Source organism: Metallosphaera javensis (ex Hofmann et al. 2022), from assembly GCF_022064045.1.
Classification (GTDB): domain Archaea; phylum Thermoproteota; class Thermoprotei_A; order Sulfolobales; family Sulfolobaceae; genus Metallosphaera; species Metallosphaera javensis.
In genome coordinates this window covers 1-17,175 of sequence record NZ_JAKNCW010000013.1, presented here as the reverse complement: position 1 = coordinate 17,175, position 17,175 = coordinate 1, and the positions used below count along the sequence as shown (strand labels likewise).

The following is a 17,175-nucleotide window of genomic DNA, read 5'->3' as shown; positions in this document are numbered from 1 at the left end:
AATTCGTTTTAATTTACCATGGTTCAAAGGGTAACGAGCTCAACTTCTTTCCCAGAGCCTTCTCTAGAGCCAGGAAAGTGGCTGGAAGGGCGCCAGTGGTTCCAGCCTCGCCAACACCCCTTGATCCTGAGAAGAGGGATGACCTGAACTCCACGTACTCCGGAGTAACCTTCCTAGGACCTTCTACAGCAGTCAACATACCGCAATCCGCCACTGAACTGCACATGGGGTTACCCCTCTCATCAAACTTCATGGCCTCCATCATAACTTGAGATACTCCCTGAAGAACCCCTCCAATTATTTGGCCCTCCACTTCCTCGCGATTGAGAACTCTTCCCACATCATCCACAGCGTAGTATTCCACCACCCTGAACATGCCCGTTTCGCGATCCAGTTCTACCCTGGCCACATGGGCTCCTGGGGCAAATATGTCCTCGGCCCTATAAAACACCTCCACTGCAATCTCCTTGCTCAGGTCAATCTTCCCACCCATTCTCCTCTTTAGTTCTTGGGCAGCGGCCAGAGCAGCCGAGCTTCCAACAGTGCCTCCTCTTGAGCCGAAACTTCCTATTCCCTCCTTCACTCCCTCACTGTCACCGGTTTTGACCTCGACCTTATCAGGGTCTATTCCCAGTTCCTCAGCCACTAGTCCCTTAAAGGAAGACTCATATGCCTGACCATGAGCTCCCAACCCTAGGTGAACTATTACCCTCCCATCCCTGACCTCTATCCTAGCGCTCTCTCCCGGTGAGGTCCTCACTATCTCGGTGAAGGTCACAAGGGATACTCCCCTGGATGTTTCTCTAAGCTTTCTGTAGTAATTGGCTGCCCTATCAAATACCTCCCTGTATCCTGCTGCGTCATACCTTAAACCAAGAGGTGTCACGTAACCTGAATCATCAACGAGGTTCTTCCTCCTTATTTCCACTGGATCCATCCCCAGTTCCTCAGCCAAGTCCTCCACTAAGGTTTCATGAATGAGCGCAGCCTCAGGTCTTCCAGCTCCCCTATAGAAGCCCATGGGCGGAGTATTGGTGTAAACCGTGACCGCCCTTACTGAGGCAAACTTTAACTTGTATGGACCATTGGAGAGTCTGGCCACGAACTGAGATGTGAAATAGTTTATTCCGTAGGCATATGCCCCCATGTTTGCTATTACCACTCCCTCCATTCCCAGCATCTCACCGGATCGAGTGGCGTAGAGCTTCATGTCAGATACCTCTCCTCTCCCCTGCGACTGGGCGTTGTTTAGTATCTCAGATCTAGTCTCAATCCATTTCACGGGTCTCCCTAGCTTCAGTGAGGCTAAGGCAGCTAAGGCATATTCAGGGTAACCTCCGCTCTTGTTTCCGAAACCACCTCCCACGTTCGGTGGGGAACTGACCTTGATCTTCTCAGGCGGTATACCAAGTAGCTCATGAAGGTCGTTCCTCACCCCGAAGGGAGCCTGAGTGGATACCCTGACGTTTAGTGTGTCTCCCTCCCACCAGCACAGAATCCCCTTGGGCTCCATGGGATTTGTTGCCACCCTGCTCTGCTTGATCTTCCTTCTCACAAGCACGTCAGCCTTTTCCTTGAGGGAGAGATTGCCTCCCTGAAGGGGTTGATCCATGAAAACGTTACTCCTGAGCTCCGGGTGAATGGGCTCTGTTTCAAGGGCCCTTTCCGGATCAGTCACGGCCTCTAACTCCTCATAATCCAGAGAAACCTCATCAGCCAGATCTTCCCCCTCATACCTATCCTCAACCACAAAGGCCATCACGGGTTGACCCACGAAGTTCACCCTTCCATTTGCCAGCACTGGCATCCTCACCACCTGAAGACCCTCGGATGGACCGAAGAGTCTCACCGGCATCCAATTCTTTACCTGTTCCCAGGTGAAGGCGAGTAGAGCCTTTTCTGGTCCCGACACCGACTTGATTATCCCCCTCGCTATCGGAGATCTGACCACATGAAGGTAAGCCGTATTAGGGGGAGTTATGTCGTCTATGTATACGGACTTTCCCACTATAATGGGGTAGTGTTCCTTTAACATATCCTATATCTACGCGAAACGCGTATTAAGCTTAACTACCTGAATATTAACTTTCTTTTGATTCTTAAACTTCGCCAATAGGTCTTGTCAGGAGTTCCGATACGACTTTTTTGTTTTCCGGTTGAGGGAAGTGACGTAACTGTGTAACTTATCAATGCCCTAACGCCCCTAGATCAAAACTGCATGATAAACCCAGATCGATTTCAAAAAAGGAAAATAATTAACCATTTAAACTTTAATTTGATACTAATTCTCTGTGTCTAATGCCTATCTCAAGGGTTTTAGATGGTTAGGACCACTGGCCATAGTGTGGGGGTTAACCTATCCCCTGACCAAGATAGTGTCGGCAGACGTTTCTCCCCTGATCATTACCTGGGTCAGATTTGCTGTTGGGGCACTCTTCTTTCTTATCATGTCCGGTTTCAAGGTATCTGCCGGGAGGAAACAGCTCATCACTGCGATCTTCAACTTCACCATCTTCATGCTTTGCCTTAACGTGGGTACCTCGATTTCCAGTAACCCAGGACTTGCAGCACTGATGATATACACTCAGCCAATATTCGTAATAATATTTGAGAGAATGCTGGGAACTACCATCTCTACTAGATCAGTGGTAGGGATTGTCTTGGGAATATTGGGGCTTGCTCTGTCCATCACATCAGCCAGTCTAGATGTGGGAATCCTGATTGCACTGATCGGAGGAATAAGCTGGGCAGTGGGAACTGTGTACTACTCAAGGAACCTTACGGGCGAGAGCGTGCCCAAGCTTAACGCTTTCATGAGTTTGGTGTCCTTACCAGTGGCGCTTGCTGTCACTCCCCTGGACTATTACTTTACCTTCACTCCCCTTACCCTAGCTCTACTAATAGCTCTAGGCGTGCTGGGGCAGGCTGTGGGGTACATCCTCTGGTTCAATGCGTTAAAGGAAATGGGAAGCATCAGGGCATCTGCCGGTTCTCTTCTTGTACCAATTGCGGCATACATTCTCAGCTTTCTAACCCTTGGCGTACTTCCAAGCCTGGGAGAGGCCGTGGGATCCGTGATAACGCTGATAGGAATATATTTGACCATTACGTCAAGAAAATAATGTGGGTCACTCAGTTTTACAACGTGAGGGTGTATTACGGGAGGGGAGCCCTGGACTCCTTAAGGGATCTGGAGATGAAGGAACCCATCGTGGTGACCACCGGGAGCCTCTTGAATTCCTCCCTTCTAAGAGAGGTTACATCCAGGGTGGATAATCCCTTGGTGATAAGGGGACCATCACAGCATACGCCTAAGGCAGAGCTTGAGGTTCTCTCCAAGATAAAGGGAAGGAACGTGATATCCCTGGGAGGAGGAAGCATCATCGATGCGGTCAAGATTTCCTCTCCCGCCTTTCACGTTTCCGTTCCGACCACATTGTCGGGAGCAGAGCACACTGCGGTTGCCGGATACACTGATGACGGCATCAAGAAGACAGTGAGGACAAGACCACCTGACGTGGTCATCCTTGACCCGCTCTCGTTAACAGGGACTCCTGAGAGGCTAGTGGTAACCACCGCATTCAGGGCATTGGATCATGCGGTTGAGGCAAGCTACTCCACGAAGAGTTCTCCCTTTACCGATGCTCTCTCTGCGAAGGGATACGAGTACCTTGTAAACTGCCTCGTGAAATGGGACCTTGAGCTCTGTCAAGTGGGTACCTGGCTGGCCTCACTCTCTTTCATGTATGGGGGTAGAGGATTGAGTCACGTCTTTGGATACGTTTACGGACCAGCCTTCAACATTCCCCACGGCGTCACGTCCTGCATATCCTTGATTGAGGCCGTGAAATTCAATGGTGGGGCCCCAAAGTTGGGTAACGTTGTGGAAACACTGGAGAAAATCCTTGAGAAGTACAGGATTAAGGAGAGCCTCTCTAAGTATACTACCCTTGAGGGGGCACTTACTCACGCCAAGAAGTTGAGTGAGATGACCAATGCCTCAGAAAATCCTAGGAAAATGAGCGTTGAGGAGGCCAAGGAATTCATCGAGACGGTCTATGATTAATCTTTGTCGATAACATCCTGTTTAGCTAGGAGCAATGCTACCTCTTCAATATCATTCCTAACCCGCCAGCATCTTCCGCCACTCTAATCAGCTTGACATTACTCTCCCTAGCGAAATCACGTGGAGCCCTTGTAAAATCCAAGTTATCAATCAATAGCACTCCTCCCTGCCTAAGGTGAGTCCAAGCAATCCTCAACTCAAACATCACGTTCTCGTAAGTATGTTCACTGTCATGAAGGAAAATGTCGATCTTTCCAGCTTGATTCATCAGTTTAGGTAACACGTCCTCACTTCTCCCTATGTACAGCCTCCATTTTCCCTTCAGTTCATCGGGAACAAGAAAACCGACTGGTTTACCGTTCTCTAGGATATCCCTCACATCCACAGAGTAGAGGATCCCCTTTCTCAATCCCGAGAGAATCATTGTTGTGGATACTCCTGGACCCACCCCTGTCTCGATTGCGACCTCAGGGTCCAGATACCTCACAAGAGAGTAGAGAATGAGACGCTTCCTCTCGGTCAATGCGTAGGGAAAACTGGAGCCCAGAACGCTCCCAAGTCTGTCGCTGATCTCCTTTGCCTCTCTCCAGTAACCCTGTAGGTTCACTCCCAGTACTTCTTCCAGTTTTTCCATTGCTGTAGATATGTCATCCGTGTTATTATTCATGAACTATCCAAGGGACGCCACGAAAATAGTTGTGTGAAATTTCATTGTTCCACAAGTGCTAAATATTATTCAATGTAAATCGGTAACTAAATAAAATTAATTTAGACATCTCTCCTCTAGGTGGTCCTCATGCTATTTCTCCCTATACCATCTCTGATACTGAAGGAGAAACTCAAGATTAACTTAACTCAATAAAAACTTTTCAAAATTTGATCCATCAAATTAATAATCTTTTATTCAATTAAATAGCTATTAGAGTGGACAAATATTTCTGAACTTAGCTGATATATTCCACGTTATGTTAAAATCTCTGGCGAATTGAGCATCCGTAAACAAGACCTATGTGCCTTTACAATGTCAGTTCGGACCAATCGTTTCAATATCCCCATTTCAAATTTTCAGTGACTCGAAAATTCTCCTTATGGCTTTCATAGTCCTTAATCAAAGGGGTTAACGAGAGTTGATCAATTCCAGCCTGGTTACCACCTCACACAGGAATCACAGAACTCCTGCCACATTCCGTATTTTAGTTAGACGGGAAAATCTTATATATGTCTCGAATCTAAATAGATTATCTGGAGATGAGTAGAATGACGCAGATTAGGAGCAAGAAGAGCGATTCCATCTACGAGAAATTGAAGGCAGACATTCAACGTGGGAAATTCCTTCCCGGTCAAAGACTTGTGGAAGATGCTCTGGCTAAGGAATACGGGTCAAGCAGGAACACCATTAGACTCACCCTCACTAGGCTGGAGAATGACGGAATTGTTAAGAGAACGTCTAACGGGGTCATCGTCTCCCTCATTGACCTGAAGGAAGCTGTGGAAATCCTAGAGGTTAGGGAGGTCCTAGAAGGTTTTCTGGCCAGAAAGGCAGCTACTAGGATATCCGAGGAGAGCCTCCAGAGATTAGAGGCAACACTGATGGAGATGAAGACTGCCCTAGAAAATAAGGAGTACGTGAAGTACTCCCAGCTTAACGAAAGGTTTCACAGCATAATTTACGAGGCCTCGGGGAATACCACCGCCCAGCTCCTCCTCTCCAGCTTGAAGCTCAAGATGATCAGGTACCAGTTTAGAACAGTCATGATTCCTGGAAGGGCTGACGTCTCATGGAATGAACACTTCAGGATTTTCCAAGCCTTGAAAAATCACGACGAAAATGAGGCAGAACTGTGGGCTAAAGCTCACGTTAAGAACGTGAGGGAACTTATACAAAACAACAAGGAATTGCTTGATCTAGTAGCCACGTAATCTAGTACCTGTAGGGAGTCAGGGGAGGTAATCCCTTAAGGAACCTTATAACCTCCTCCATTGCCGAATTCGCGTTCTTTATGGAAGCCTCGAACGTTGAACCCCCTATGTGAGGAGTAATAATCACGTTTTCCAGGGTAAGGAGAGGATTATCCAGTTTAACCGGTTCCTCCTCAGGGGTATCAAGGGCTGCCCCCGCTATCTCTCCCCTCCTGAGGGATTCGTACAGTGCCTTATCGTCAACAATTCCTCCCCGGCTAACGTTTATCAGGATGGCAGTGTTCTTCATGGATTTAAGCCTTTCACGATTAATGAGATGTCTGGTCGATTCCGTCAAGGGCACATGAATGGAGACAACGTCAGATCTCGAAAGAAGTTCCTCAAGCGAGACAGATTTAACCTGATACTTTTCCATCGTCTCGGGTGAAACGTAAGGATCGTAGCCCAGAACCTCGCAGTTGAAGGCTGTGGCAAGTTGAGCAACCCTCCTCCCTATACTTCCCATTCCCACTACCCCCCCCAGATCTTTCCCTCCAGTTCGCGACCCATGGTATCCTTAGGCTTAAGTTCGCTCCATCTTCCCGCCCTAACGGCGGAGGTCAGGGGGATTACTTTCCTGAACAGAGCGATGGCCAACATAATTGTCAGCTCCGCGACGGCCACAGAATTCCCTCCAGGGTTATAGGTGATTAAGATCCCCCTTTCCTTTGCGGTCTTTAGATCAACCCTGGTCTCATCCACACCAGCGCCGGTTCTAGCTATGAGCTTAAGGTTTCTAAGCTCACTGATTATCCTGGAGGATATCTTGGCTTTCCTATCCACTATGGCAACGGCATCCTTCAGCATGGAGATAACCTGATCCTCAGGAAGGTAGGGATCGAAATACACCACTCTGGCCAAAGAGTTCAGCTCCTCAACCTTCTCCTTGTCCAGTTCCTCCACTATCACTGAAGAGTCCACGCCAACTACGGGCTTCATGATCCGTCAACCCTAACAGCTAGATCACTCCAATAGTCTCCTAGGATTATCCGCGACCATTCTGTGTATTTCGTCTCCTGAGAACCCTGCCTCCAGCAGTTTCTGAGCAAACATAATCATTCCCTCCACCGGATAGGGAGCGGTAGGTTGACCCAGATCGGTTGATAGTACGTTGTTCTCCACTCCGGTCTCCCTTATTCCCCTTATCACCGTTTCCCAGCTTGTTTTCCCTGAGTAGGGTGTAGTGAAGCATCTCTCGAACACGGGATTGTGGTCCAGGAGCTTGACCTGTTCCTCCACAGTATAGAAAGTTGAGGGAAACTCGGGATGGGTCACAACAATCCTCTTCACTCCGTACTGAGAGGCCAGGGGAATGAACCTCAGACCGTCCTCCTTACTTATGTGACCTGTAGCCAGCACCATGTCATATTTCTTTATGATATCCAGAACATCATAAACCTCCTCCCTCAACTCTTGGTTTTTCCAGATCTGTATGGGGACTGCCTTATTCAAGGATTTCAGTTCCTTGCTCAGCTTCGCCCAGTATGGAGCCTTTGACCAGTCATTAACGTCAGTCCATCTTCCCTTCTCGTTTATGGAATCTATGGTGGGCATCCAAACAACCTTGGCTCCAGACTTGGCGCTTACCTCAACTGCTACGGGGTTTATCCCACCAACTCCCCAATTCAGGACGAGACCACCATATGCCTTGAACCCCTCCACCACATAACGTACTAGCGAGGCACGTTCCGCAGTGGGCATGTAATGGGACTTGAGAACAAAACCCTCCATTCCTACTTCCTTGGCCATCCTTGCGAATTCTATATCGTTCGCCTTCCTGGGAAGGAGATCTGGTGCAGAATGAAGATGTATATCATATCCTCCGCGGATATACTCCTTCACTTGTTCCGGGGAAACCATAATATCACGTGATGACATAGTAACAACTAGATAATAACCTTTTTACGAAGACACGCGTGGATTAACTACATTCCTCACAGTTAACTTGGGAACGCCTGTTCCCACAAGGTTCAGGCTGAAGTGACCCTAAATCTGTAAATGAGACAAATGATATAATGTGTGGAGTTACTGTAATCAAAGACCTCTAGGTTTCTGCGAGATGTCAAATTAAAAGAGAACCGAAGACGTCACTTAACAGATACTCCACACACTACAAATAATATCCAATTTCGCTATACCCTCGAAATAGAGAACGAACAAAAAAGCCACCTCTCACTCTCACGATCTTACTCCAGTTTGTCCACATAATTAACCCCAAGTTCCGCCAATACCTTTTTGAATCCGTAAATATCCACCGTTAGCTCTCCGTTAAGTATTCTCTTTCTAGTTATCTCTTCCTTGGATTCTCTCTTGGATGCATTCTCAAGCACTGTATCTATTTCGTTTCGCGGGATTATCACCACACCGTCGTCATTGGCAAGCACGAAATCACCGGGATTAACGTTGACCCCACCCACAACTATTGGAGCGTTGACCCATCCTGGGGTGTTCTTAGAAGTCCCCACAGCGGTAATGTACCTTGACCACACGGGATATTTCATTTCCCTGAGTCTTGCCACGTCCCTCACTCCTGAATCTGTTGTGAGAGCCGACACTCCCCTGGTGATGATGGCATTGGCCAACAACTCGCCGAACATCCCATTTCTTGATCCCCCGCTTACGGTGGTCAAAACTATCACGTCTTCAGGTCTAGCTACCTCTAAGGCAGCGTGAAGCATGAGGTTATCTCCATCTGCACATCTAACCGTTATCGCTGTCCTTGCAGCCTTGAGCCCGGTTGAATTGGCCTTATGTCAGGTGAAAATAAGCCCAGTTTGTCCTGGGATTCCGAGATTGTGGCGACTCCATAATTTAATAGTTCTGTGATCCTCTCCCTGTCCTTTTCGGATCTCGAAATCTGTCTCACTATCACGGGCTTCATGGGAAGTCCTCTCCAATTACTGGATTGTACATGTAGAAGGCCTCAGCATACTTAAAGTAGGACGGATGATCTCTCAAGTCCAGTAGCTCCATCACTGGATTTCCCAGAGCTTCCTTGACACATTCGGCCTCTTTCCTCCTTATGGCCTTTACTTCATCCATACTGTTGGCTCCTGCCTTCCATGCACCTCACGATTCTCCCCTCTTACCAAAGGTGAGAGCGACCAAGGCAACCTCATTTCCCTGTTTTAAATATTTGGCCACTGTCACTGAGGCCCTCCAGACCATGTCCTCCAGATGAGCTCCTATTAGGAGAAGTTTCCTAGCCATTCTTAACACCTACCCAAGTTGTACCTATGATGATTGCTAGCTTCAAACCGGTTTCCCTTTATGCATGAGATTCGTTCATTGTAGACTTTTCTTTATATCGTTTAGACTTTATAGTTTACGCTTATTTTCCACACAAAGTTGATATCAATCTCACCGAGAGAATCTTAAAAGATCCATGCTAAGACAGAGTGGTGGTCTGGACCTAAACCAAATAGATCAACATATTGGCTGACCAGTTTTAGTGAACAAAGTTGTTTACTAATCATGATTGTTATGATGAAACTTATCAGGCATAAAATCTGAGAATTAACTAAGTTGTTCTATACCATAAATAATAAAATATATATAACGAATGGTATATTAAGATGTAGTTGGTGTTGAATGGGAGAAGACAAGGGTATCGTAGGAAAGGTGATTCTAGCTAGCTCTCTGGGCACCGTAATAGATTACTATGATTTATTCATAGTTTCCACTGCAGCGTCTCTGGTATGGCCCTCCATATTCTTTATCGGACTCAATGCTGCAGCTAAGGCCAGTCTAACATTAATCACATTTGGTATTACCTACATTATTAGGCCTGTTGGAGCTTTCATATTTGGACACTTCGGAGATAAGATAGGAAGAAGGGATATGCTCGTCTGGACGTTGGGACTGACAGCCCTAGGCGTGGGAGGCATAGCAGTATTACCTGATTCCAAGGTCATAGGAACCTCACTGGCTGTGTCAATGTTGGTCCTATTCAGGATGATTCAGGGAGTAGGTCTAGGTGGAGAATGGGCGGGAGCATCTTCCTTTTCCATCGAGTTTCTATCGCGGTCTAAGCACAGGGCATTCCTCACTGGGTGGATACAGAATGGGGTTTAACATAGGCGTCCTTCTGGCATCCCTGGCCTTCACAACTGTTGCCTAAGTCTACAGTAAAGCAGAACTGCTGAGCTTCGCGTGGAGAATACCATTCATAGTGGGAATGGAATCGCCTTTTGGGCTAGTGTCCAAATACTAACTTCTTTATGATATTATAAGCACCTCCTTCCTTAAGAAGCCTAACTTCAGCCTCTGTATGTAAATCAAGCTTTCCTTCTAACATCACTTTGCCACTATCAGTATCTATCTCGATCGATACAGTTTTGTTTTCAAAATCAATATATTTAAAACCAAATCTTTCTTTTCCAGTAATTCCCATTTCTCTCCAGCTAGGAATCAACACCGGCAAAATCCCCATTAATACTAGGTTCTCTCTAAATATTCTTTCAAAACTCTGAGCTAGGATCGCCCTTACACCTAAGAGTTTTATTATTTTTGCAGCAGTATCCCTAGAGCTGCCTATGCCAAATCTTTTACCTGCCACAATGATAAGAGGCGTTCCTTCGGTTTTATATTTGATAGCGGCATCGTAGAAATACATTTTTTTGTTAGAGGGAATATGAAGTGTGATACCACCTTCTTCGTCTACTAGATAGTTTCTAAGTTTAGGATGTAGAAAAGCAGATCTTACATAGATCTCATGGTTAGCTCTATATGAACCTAAGTTACCTATAAGGGAGAAGCCCTCTTGTTGCATATAATTCGATACTGGCGAATTGGGCGGTATAGGACCAGCTGGTGATATATGATCTGTGGTAATATCATCCCCAAATAACCCTAGCACCCTATAAATTAAGTGTTCCACATCAAAAGAACTTAAGATGCCACTTTCATCAAACCAAGGTGGTCGTTTTATATATTGCTTTACTAAAGACCAATCAAAGGTTTTCCAGACAGATAAAGGAATTTCGTTCCATGTAGCATCTCCCTTTGACATAGAATCTTTAACTTCTTGATAATATTTAGACATATTCTTAGATATATCACTTAGTATACCATTAATCTCATCAGATTTAGGCCAAATATCCTTTAAGTATACTGGATTACCGTATGGGTCCAACCCTATGGGTTCACGGTTCAGGTCTATGTTGATTCTACCAGCCAAACTAAAAGCTACTACCAGTGGAGGAGACGCTAAATAGACACCTTTTAGCAAAGGATGAATTCTGCCTTCAAAATTTCTATTTCCTGATATTATCCCATACACTTCTAAGTTGTTATTTCTAATATCATTCTCTATCTCAGATGGTAATGGACCTGTATTCCCAATACAAGTAGTACATCCAAATGCCACAATGTTAAAGCCTAATGTTTTTAAGTATTTTAGAAGACCTGAACTTTCTAAGTATTTTGCAACAATTCTTGAACCAGGTGCCAAACTAGTTTTTACAAACCATGGAACGGTAAATCCTTTTTCCACAGCCTTTTTGGCTAGAATCCCTGCAGCAATAATTTCTGTTGGATTAGCGGTATTAGTACAGCTAGTTATGGCGCCTAAAACTATATTACCATCACTAATATATTTTCCTCGTTTTAGCCTTTCGGGTAAAATTCTAAGTTTTTCTAGCTCTTTTAGTTGTAATCTCTCGTGTGGATATCGAGGTCCGGCTATGGATGGTTCGATATCTCCTAGGTCTATTTCCATTATGCTGTCATATCTTATATTATCGGATTGACTATGCAGATAGATAATATTCTGATTCTCTATATATTTCCTGATCAAATCAATATTCCGTCCTGTCATTTCATAAAACTCTAAAGTATTTCTGTCAATTGGAAAATACGCTACAGCAACACCATATTCGGGAGCCATGTTTGAGATAGTTGTTCTATCATATGCGGATAGATAGGTTATTCCTTCACCAAAGAACTCAATAAACTTATCTATAAGATTTAATTTTCGTAATTTTTCTGCTAGATATAAGGAAATGTCCATGGCCATTACTCCAGGCTTGAGTTCGCCAGTCAGTCTGATTCCGATAACCTGTGGAATTTTCATATGATAAGGTTCATTAAACATGAGTAACTCCGCTTCTACGCCTCCTATCCCCCAACCCAGAATCCCTATTCCATTAATCATCGGTGTATGAGAATCGGTACCTAGTACTGAATCCATGTAAACTATATTCTCACCATTTATTATTCTTTGTGATACTATAGGAGATAAAAATTCGAAATTAATCTCGTGTATTATACCGTAACCAGGCGGAATTACATTCAAATTCTTTAAGGATTTTTGTGCCCATCTTATGAGCCTAAATCTTTCAACGTTTCTCTCTATCTCTCTCTCCATATTAAGTCTTAATGCGTCATCGGTTTTGTAGTAATCTACCTGGACAGAATGATCTACCACCAGATCTATTCTTTTAAATGGATTTATCTCACCAGGATCCTTTCCATTACTCTTGGCTACGTCTCTTAACGCTGCTAAGTCTGCTAGAACCGGTACACCGGTATAATCCTGCATTATTAGCCTGTCTGGATTAAATTCGATCTCTTTTCCTGTATTCCACCGAAGGATATTGAGTAATTCATCATCGGAACACCCTCCTCTTAAACCACAACTCACTATGGAATTTTCTAGAAACATCCTTCCTACATAGGGCAATTTCGCGATCTCCTCACCATATAACGTCTCAACTTGCCTTACAGGAAAATATAATTTATCAGACATTAAGTGTTCTTTTTTAATAATCATCTATAATCACCTTTTCCCTTTTTATATGATATAAATACAGAATTCTTTTCAATATTATATTTATATGTAGCAAGATATCTATAAACTATGTGTGTAAGTTTACTAAACGGAGCTAGCACGAATAAAGGCACAGTTATTGAAAGGTGAAGTATTAATAGTACTCCCATGAAAGGTTGGTTTCTAAGCAGTAATAATAAAAGACCTGTTATCGATATAAATAATAAGATGTAAAGAAGCCAACCATCCATAGATATCATTTCCCTATCTATCAACATTTTGTTCGATTTATTTTTCAAAATAATTAGAGAAAATACAGACAATAATATCAATAGACCGCCTACTACGCCCGTTATAACCACCGGAGATGATACAGGGTAAGGTGGATTGACATGCAATATGTTCTGATAAATTGAAGCTATGACCGTAGCTATGAAATCTAAAACAAATCCTCCAACTAGGAGACTATGCGCTAACATTCTAGAGATTGAGCCTTTGCTATTAGGGTAATCGCAACCTACTCCTCCACCTCTAAACCATTTATGTGCAACTTCCTCAGAAAATGTTGATAAATGGATCTTTAGTTTAAATAGATCATTTAGATCTTCTCCTATAGACTTCCAATATTTTATACCTAGACCTATCATAAATGCTAGCGCATATATTCCAAGTGCAAGTCCTATTATTTTTATATAAATGTCCGGTATAACCTCGTAAAATGTTGTTTTAGTCCCAAAAAGGGCACTTGAGCCCTCATATATATATATAAATAGTGCATTTATTACAAACACAATTGCTGCAATAACTATACTTATGGTTGTTATATTTGAAGTTATTTTACTAAATAAATTAGAATTTACAACAGATTTATGGATAGTAGACCTTACTTGGCTATTTACTTTTGGGATATTGAGGGAGAATTCGTGGGGTACGCTATAGGGACAGGCATAGAAGCAATCTCTACAATCATGACATAAATATGCGAAGTAACGAATGTCATTTTCTGATATTAATGTCCTGAGGCTTATTGTATCCCATACTGGGCAAAAACCTTCGCAGTGTCTACAGGCATTACATATTGTATACTGCCGTTGGGCCTCGGAAAATAGATCGGATACAACATGTTTAACTTCATACATTTTTTGACGCCTCCTCACCTGCAGTCATGCCTGTTATTGAGCCTATGACTAAACCCGTACCACCTAAATACCCTTTCCCAAATACGTTGCCTGTTGTTAATTCTCCAGCTGCGTATATATTTTCGAATGGTTTTCCCTCTTTATTTATCACTCTTGCGTCTAATCCTATTTTAACACCCATGTAAGTGAATGTGATGCCAGGTCTTAATGGCCAAGCATAAAATGGTGGAGTAGAAATTCGCTTCGCCCAATGTGACTTAGGAGGTGTAATCCCTCTTGTCGAGCATTCATCGAGGGTTGACAGGTCGTAACGACAACCCGTTAATATACTATCGTTGAATTGAGTAATAGTTGAAAGTAAATTATCTTCCTCTATATTAAGTAGCTTAGCCAATTCATTTATTGTATTTGCCTGGATTGGACTATACATGGGTATTAAGCTTTCTCCAAGCATCGTTGAATCAATGATAACATATGCTATTTGATCTGGTTGTTCTAAAACAAGTCTTCCCCACATGACATATCGTTTTATCCATAAATCTTCACCCTCGTCATAGAATCTTTTTCCCTGCTTATTTACAACAATGCCTATGGGAATTAGATCGATCCTTGTCACAAATCCTCCATTGAATTTTGGAGCTCTTGCATCAACCGCTGTCCAATGGGCGTCTCTGGGATCTTTTACATTCTCTGGGGGTATTGCTCCTAAATTGTATAAAGCCTTTAATGGGAGACCGTCATTATAGCTAACTCCACGGACAATTATGTTTGAAACTTTACTTCCTAGGAATTCACTTAACCACTGTAGATTTCCCTCAAATCCGCCAGAGGCGACTATCACAGCTTTGGCTCCGAACGTTGTAATTTCATCGTTGCCAATATTAACTATTACCCCTCTAGCCAAATTCTCTTTTAAAATAAAATCTCTTACTGTAGCATTATATATGATTCGAACGCCGAGTTTTTCCGCATATTCGTAATATGTTTTGATTAATTGCCCTCCCCCTCCCATAATAAAGGCGTTAGTTCCGGAGTAATGAAATGCTCCTTTAACCGCCTTCTTTAATTTCACTTTATGATTTTCCATCCATTTCGGTAGATCCTCTGACCTTTTGACGATATATTTGCTTATTTCCAAATTAGTTTGACCATTAGTAATATTTATTATATCCCTTATAAATTGGTCTTCAGTGTATTCTCGAGTAGTGAATTCGTCTGGCTCCTCATGGACATATCTTATGCTTCTTGTAAACTTAGAGTTTCCACCCCTAAACTCCTTAGGAGCCCTTTCTAGTAGAAGTACCTTCTTACCATTTTCAGCAGATGTTATTGCTGATACTAATGCTGCATTACCACCTCCAATTACTATAATATCGTACTCATCCACCATATAAGCTGTTACTCTTGCCGATTATAAAAATTTTACGCATAAAAAGGGATGTATACGTGAAGATACTAAAAAAATTGTTTACATATTTTTAATATTTATCATTATAAAGAAGATTTCCTGTTATTAAAATAAGTATTTCATAGCCGTATTTTATTGAAGAACCTATAGTATCGATAAATCGATATATTTTTAAAGTTCAAGAAATCCGATAAATGTTATCCCGTCACAGAATGAATTTATACTTTAATCACAATATTATGAATAAAATGAATTAATTTAACAGGTTACTCAAGATCCGAATCTCTGCTTTAAACTCGATAGTTATCAGCCCCTTAGGTTTTACAGTAATGTTTATTATCAAAATTTTCATAAGACTATCAATAGTTCATAGGTGAATCCAAGATGAGAATACAAGACGTTAAAGTAATTCATGTAAGATTACCTCTTAAATCTAACTATAAGAGCTGGACTGGAGATCATATAACTCAAGACTCGATTATAACTGTTATATCCACTGACTCGGGTGTTGCAGGTATAAGTTCGATCGAGCCAGATAGACCAAACTATTCTGAACAAAGCTGGTATGAAATTCTTTATACTATAAATGAGGACATAAAAAATTTACTGATTGGTGAAGATCCATTTGATATTCCAGAAATAATCATGAAAATAGATAAATCAATTTATGGAAGGTTTATGAGCAAAGCAGCAATAGATATTGCACTTAACGATCTTAAGGCCAAGGTCTTAGGTATACCACTCAATTCGCTTTTTGGTGGTGGTAAGGATATGGTGGAATTAATAGGTTGGATAGGGTTGTTAAATAGTCAAGAAACAGTAGCAGAGGCAATTAAATACATTGAAAAGGGATTCAAGACGTTGAAAGTGAAAATAGGAAATAATATTAGAGAAGAAGTGAAAAGAATCAGAGAACTGAGAGATTCCATTGGATATGACGTCAAGATCAGAGTGGATGCCAATCAGGCATTATCGTCAAAATCAGCAATAAGGCTAGCAAGAGAACTATCAAAATACGAGATAGAATTATTCGAACAACCAGTTTCGAGGGATGATATAGAAGGAATGGCCTTTGTGAACAAAAATAGCGATATTCCAATTATGGCAGATGAAAGTGTGGTAACACCTAGGGATCTACTTAGAGTGGCAGAAGCCCAGGCAGCATCTATAGTCAAGTTAAAAGTAATGAGACAAGGAGGCATAACTAAAACAAAGTTCATGTTCGACTTATGCGAGTCGATTGGGTTAGAATGCATTATAGGTCATGGATTTTCAACTAGTCTAGGAGCGTTAGCAGAAGCACATTTAGCCTTTACTATCTCATCAATAAAAAGAGCCTGTGAGTTTATTGGACCGCTTAAATTAATCAGGGATATATCTAAACGATCTATTGCTCCCTTAATGGAAAAAGGATTTATCACCAGAAATGAAGTTAACTCCCTTGGAAACGGACTGGGTATTACTCTAGAGGATATTTTAGACATAAATCAGTTAGATACAAAAGATAAATCTAATCAATTTGTGTCAGATTTTCATTAAATTTATATTTTATCAAAAGAGTTAAGATTATTTAAGTCGGTTCAACGTTTAGGGCCATTCACGTCTCCATTGCGAATTGAATTCTAGTTCCTTCATTTCTTATTATTCAATGTAGGATTAATTGAGTAAAGTCGTAGTTTGTGGAGTTTGAGTATGTCCAACAATATTGCTATAATAGACAAAATTTAAGTTGGGCCAGGACGGGTTGGGGCCATTCAGGTTTCCATTGCGAATTGTAATTAGTTAATCTACGTGGGATGATCAAAATCAATCTATCATTTTTCAGTAATACTTT

16 protein-coding genes are annotated in these 17,175 nt (G+C 42.5%); 5 read left to right on the top strand and 11 right to left on the bottom strand.

The window, feature by feature from the left end; translation table 11 throughout:
• Positions 1-13 precede the first annotated feature (13 nt).
• Entirely contained in the window at positions 14-2,035 is a 2,022-nt protein-coding gene (locus L3N51_RS08705; protein WP_238026763.1) for a xanthine dehydrogenase family protein molybdopterin-binding subunit, read from the bottom strand.
• 256 nt (positions 2,036-2,291) lie between these two features.
• Between L3N51_RS08705 and L3N51_RS08700 the strand changes: the two genes are divergently transcribed.
• Both L3N51_RS08700 and L3N51_RS08695 read left to right on the top strand, forming a co-directional pair.
• Positions 2,292-3,122, top strand: coding sequence for a DMT family transporter (locus L3N51_RS08700; RefSeq protein WP_238026762.1), 831 nt, complete (start codon positions 2,292-2,294; stop codon positions 3,120-3,122).
• Positions 3,122-4,066 carry an iron-containing alcohol dehydrogenase gene (locus L3N51_RS08695; protein ID WP_238026761.1) on the top strand — a complete coding sequence of 315 codons (945 nt, stop codon included), beginning with the start codon at positions 3,122-3,124 and terminating at the stop codon, positions 4,064-4,066. Before L3N51_RS08700 ends, L3N51_RS08695 begins: the two co-directional genes overlap by 1 nt.
• A gap of 37 nt (positions 4,067-4,103) precedes the next feature.
• On the opposite strand, the gene L3N51_RS08690 is transcribed toward L3N51_RS08695, so the two are convergent.
• Positions 4,104-4,700, bottom strand: a complete 597-nt coding sequence (locus tag L3N51_RS08690; RefSeq protein WP_238026760.1) for a class I SAM-dependent methyltransferase — start codon at positions 4,698-4,700, stop codon at positions 4,104-4,106.
• A 614-nt stretch (positions 4,701-5,314) separates the two neighbouring features.
• Between L3N51_RS08690 and L3N51_RS08685 the strand changes: the two genes are divergently transcribed.
• Positions 5,315-5,986 (top strand): GntR family transcriptional regulator, encoded by a 672-nt coding sequence (locus L3N51_RS08685; protein WP_238026759.1) that lies wholly within the window; start codon positions 5,315-5,317, stop codon positions 5,984-5,986.
• A 1-nt stretch (position 5,987) separates the two neighbouring features.
• Here the strand turns inward: L3N51_RS08685 and L3N51_RS08680 are convergent, their stop codons facing one another.
• The 6 genes from L3N51_RS08680 to L3N51_RS08655 all read right to left on the bottom strand — a co-directional run bounded on the left by L3N51_RS08680 (position 5,988) and on the right by L3N51_RS08655 (position 9,235).
• The gene (locus L3N51_RS08680) at positions 5,988-6,491 is read right to left on the bottom strand and encodes an NAD(P)-dependent oxidoreductase (protein ID WP_238026758.1); all 504 of its coding nucleotides are present in this window, start codon (positions 6,489-6,491) and stop codon (positions 5,988-5,990) included.
• A gap of 5 nt (positions 6,492-6,496) precedes the next feature.
• Positions 6,497-6,964, bottom strand: a complete 468-nt coding sequence (locus L3N51_RS08675) for a hypothetical protein (RefSeq protein WP_238026757.1) — start codon at positions 6,962-6,964, stop codon at positions 6,497-6,499.
• 24 nt (positions 6,965-6,988) lie between these two features.
• On the bottom strand, positions 6,989-7,885 hold the full coding sequence (locus tag L3N51_RS08670) for a DUF6282 family protein (RefSeq protein WP_238026756.1): 897 nt from the start codon (positions 7,883-7,885) through the stop codon (positions 6,989-6,991).
• 326 nt (positions 7,886-8,211) lie between these two features.
• Entirely contained in the window at positions 8,212-8,703 is a 492-nt protein-coding gene (locus tag L3N51_RS08665) for a 4-carboxy-4-hydroxy-2-oxoadipate aldolase/oxaloacetate decarboxylase (protein WP_238026755.1), read from the bottom strand.
• Positions 8,704-8,902: 199 nt separating this feature from the next.
• On the bottom strand, positions 8,903-9,067 hold the full coding sequence (locus L3N51_RS08660; protein WP_238026754.1) for a hypothetical protein: 165 nt from the start codon (positions 9,065-9,067) through the stop codon (positions 8,903-8,905).
• 27 nt (positions 9,068-9,094) lie between these two features.
• Positions 9,095-9,235 carry a PIG-L family deacetylase gene (locus tag L3N51_RS08655; RefSeq protein ID WP_238026753.1) on the bottom strand — a complete coding sequence of 47 codons (141 nt, stop codon included), beginning with the start codon at positions 9,233-9,235 and terminating at the stop codon, positions 9,095-9,097.
• A 381-nt stretch (positions 9,236-9,616) separates the two neighbouring features.
• Here L3N51_RS08655 and L3N51_RS08650 point away from each other — a divergent pair, with 381 nt between their 5' ends.
• Positions 9,617-10,099, top strand: a complete 483-nt coding sequence (locus tag L3N51_RS08650; RefSeq protein WP_238026752.1) for an MFS transporter — start codon at positions 9,617-9,619, stop codon at positions 10,097-10,099.
• A 121-nt stretch (positions 10,100-10,220) separates the two neighbouring features.
• On the opposite strand, the gene acnA is transcribed toward L3N51_RS08650, so the two are convergent.
• The 3 genes from acnA to tcuA are packed head-to-tail and all read right to left on the bottom strand — an operon-like array spanning position 10,221 to position 15,320.
• A complete protein-coding gene (acnA, locus tag L3N51_RS08645) occupies positions 10,221-12,797 on the bottom strand; it encodes an aconitate hydratase AcnA (protein ID WP_238026751.1) in 2,577 nt (858 codons plus the stop codon).
• The gene (locus tag L3N51_RS08640; protein ID WP_238026750.1) at positions 12,794-13,933 is read right to left on the bottom strand and encodes a damage-inducible protein CinA; all 1,140 of its coding nucleotides are present in this window, start codon (positions 13,931-13,933) and stop codon (positions 12,794-12,796) included. The genes acnA and L3N51_RS08640 overlap by 4 nt, the downstream gene beginning before the upstream one ends.
• Positions 13,926-15,320, bottom strand: a complete 1,395-nt coding sequence (gene tcuA, locus L3N51_RS08635; RefSeq protein ID WP_428846161.1) for an FAD-dependent tricarballylate dehydrogenase TcuA — start codon at positions 15,318-15,320, stop codon at positions 13,926-13,928. Before tcuA ends, L3N51_RS08640 begins: the two co-directional genes overlap by 8 nt.
• A 405-nt stretch (positions 15,321-15,725) precedes the next feature.
• On the opposite strand from tcuA, the gene L3N51_RS08630 reads away from it, so the two are divergent.
• Positions 15,726-16,880, top strand: a complete 1,155-nt coding sequence (locus L3N51_RS08630; protein WP_238026748.1) for a mandelate racemase/muconate lactonizing enzyme family protein — start codon at positions 15,726-15,728, stop codon at positions 16,878-16,880.
• Positions 16,881-17,175: the final 295 nt, after the last annotated feature.

What these genes read in the sequence shown, in the direction of transcription:
- L3N51_RS08690 (WP_238026760.1), bottom strand. Translation starts at nt 4,700, where the DNA reads ATGGAAAAACTGGAAGAAGTACTGGGAGTGAACCTACAGGGTTACTGG.
- L3N51_RS08655 (WP_238026753.1), bottom strand. Translation starts at nt 9,235, where the DNA reads ATGGCTAGGAAACTTCTCCTAATAGGAGCTCATCTGGAGGACATGGTC.
- L3N51_RS08660 (WP_238026754.1), bottom strand. Translation starts at nt 9,067, where the DNA reads ATGGATGAAGTAAAGGCCATAAGGAGGAAAGAGGCCGAATGTGTCAAG.
- L3N51_RS08685 (WP_238026759.1), top strand. Translation starts at nt 5,315, where the DNA reads ATGAGTAGAATGACGCAGATTAGGAGCAAGAAGAGCGATTCCATCTAC.
- L3N51_RS08705 (WP_238026763.1), bottom strand. Translation starts at nt 2,035, where the DNA reads ATGTTAAAGGAACACTACCCCATTATAGTGGGAAAGTCCGTATACATA.
- L3N51_RS08670 (WP_238026756.1), bottom strand. Translation starts at nt 7,885, where the DNA reads ATGGTTTCCCCGGAACAAGTGAAGGAGTATATCCGCGGAGGATATGAT.
- acnA (WP_238026751.1), bottom strand. Translation starts at nt 12,797, where the DNA reads ATGATTATTAAAAAAGAACACTTAATGTCTGATAAATTATATTTTCCT.
- L3N51_RS08630 (WP_238026748.1), top strand. Translation starts at nt 15,726, where the DNA reads ATGAGAATACAAGACGTTAAAGTAATTCATGTAAGATTACCTCTTAAA.
- L3N51_RS08640 (WP_238026750.1), bottom strand. Translation starts at nt 13,933, where the DNA reads ATGTATGAAGTTAAACATGTTGTATCCGATCTATTTTCCGAGGCCCAA.
- L3N51_RS08695 (WP_238026761.1), top strand. Translation starts at nt 3,122, where the DNA reads ATGTGGGTCACTCAGTTTTACAACGTGAGGGTGTATTACGGGAGGGGA.
- L3N51_RS08650 (WP_238026752.1), top strand. Translation starts at nt 9,617, where the DNA reads ATGGGAGAAGACAAGGGTATCGTAGGAAAGGTGATTCTAGCTAGCTCT.
- L3N51_RS08665 (WP_238026755.1), bottom strand. Translation starts at nt 8,703, where the DNA reads ATGCTTCACGCTGCCTTAGAGGTAGCTAGACCTGAAGACGTGATAGTT.
- L3N51_RS08680 (WP_238026758.1), bottom strand. Translation starts at nt 6,491, where the DNA reads ATGGGAAGTATAGGGAGGAGGGTTGCTCAACTTGCCACAGCCTTCAAC.
- L3N51_RS08675 (WP_238026757.1), bottom strand. Translation starts at nt 6,964, where the DNA reads ATGAAGCCCGTAGTTGGCGTGGACTCTTCAGTGATAGTGGAGGAACTG.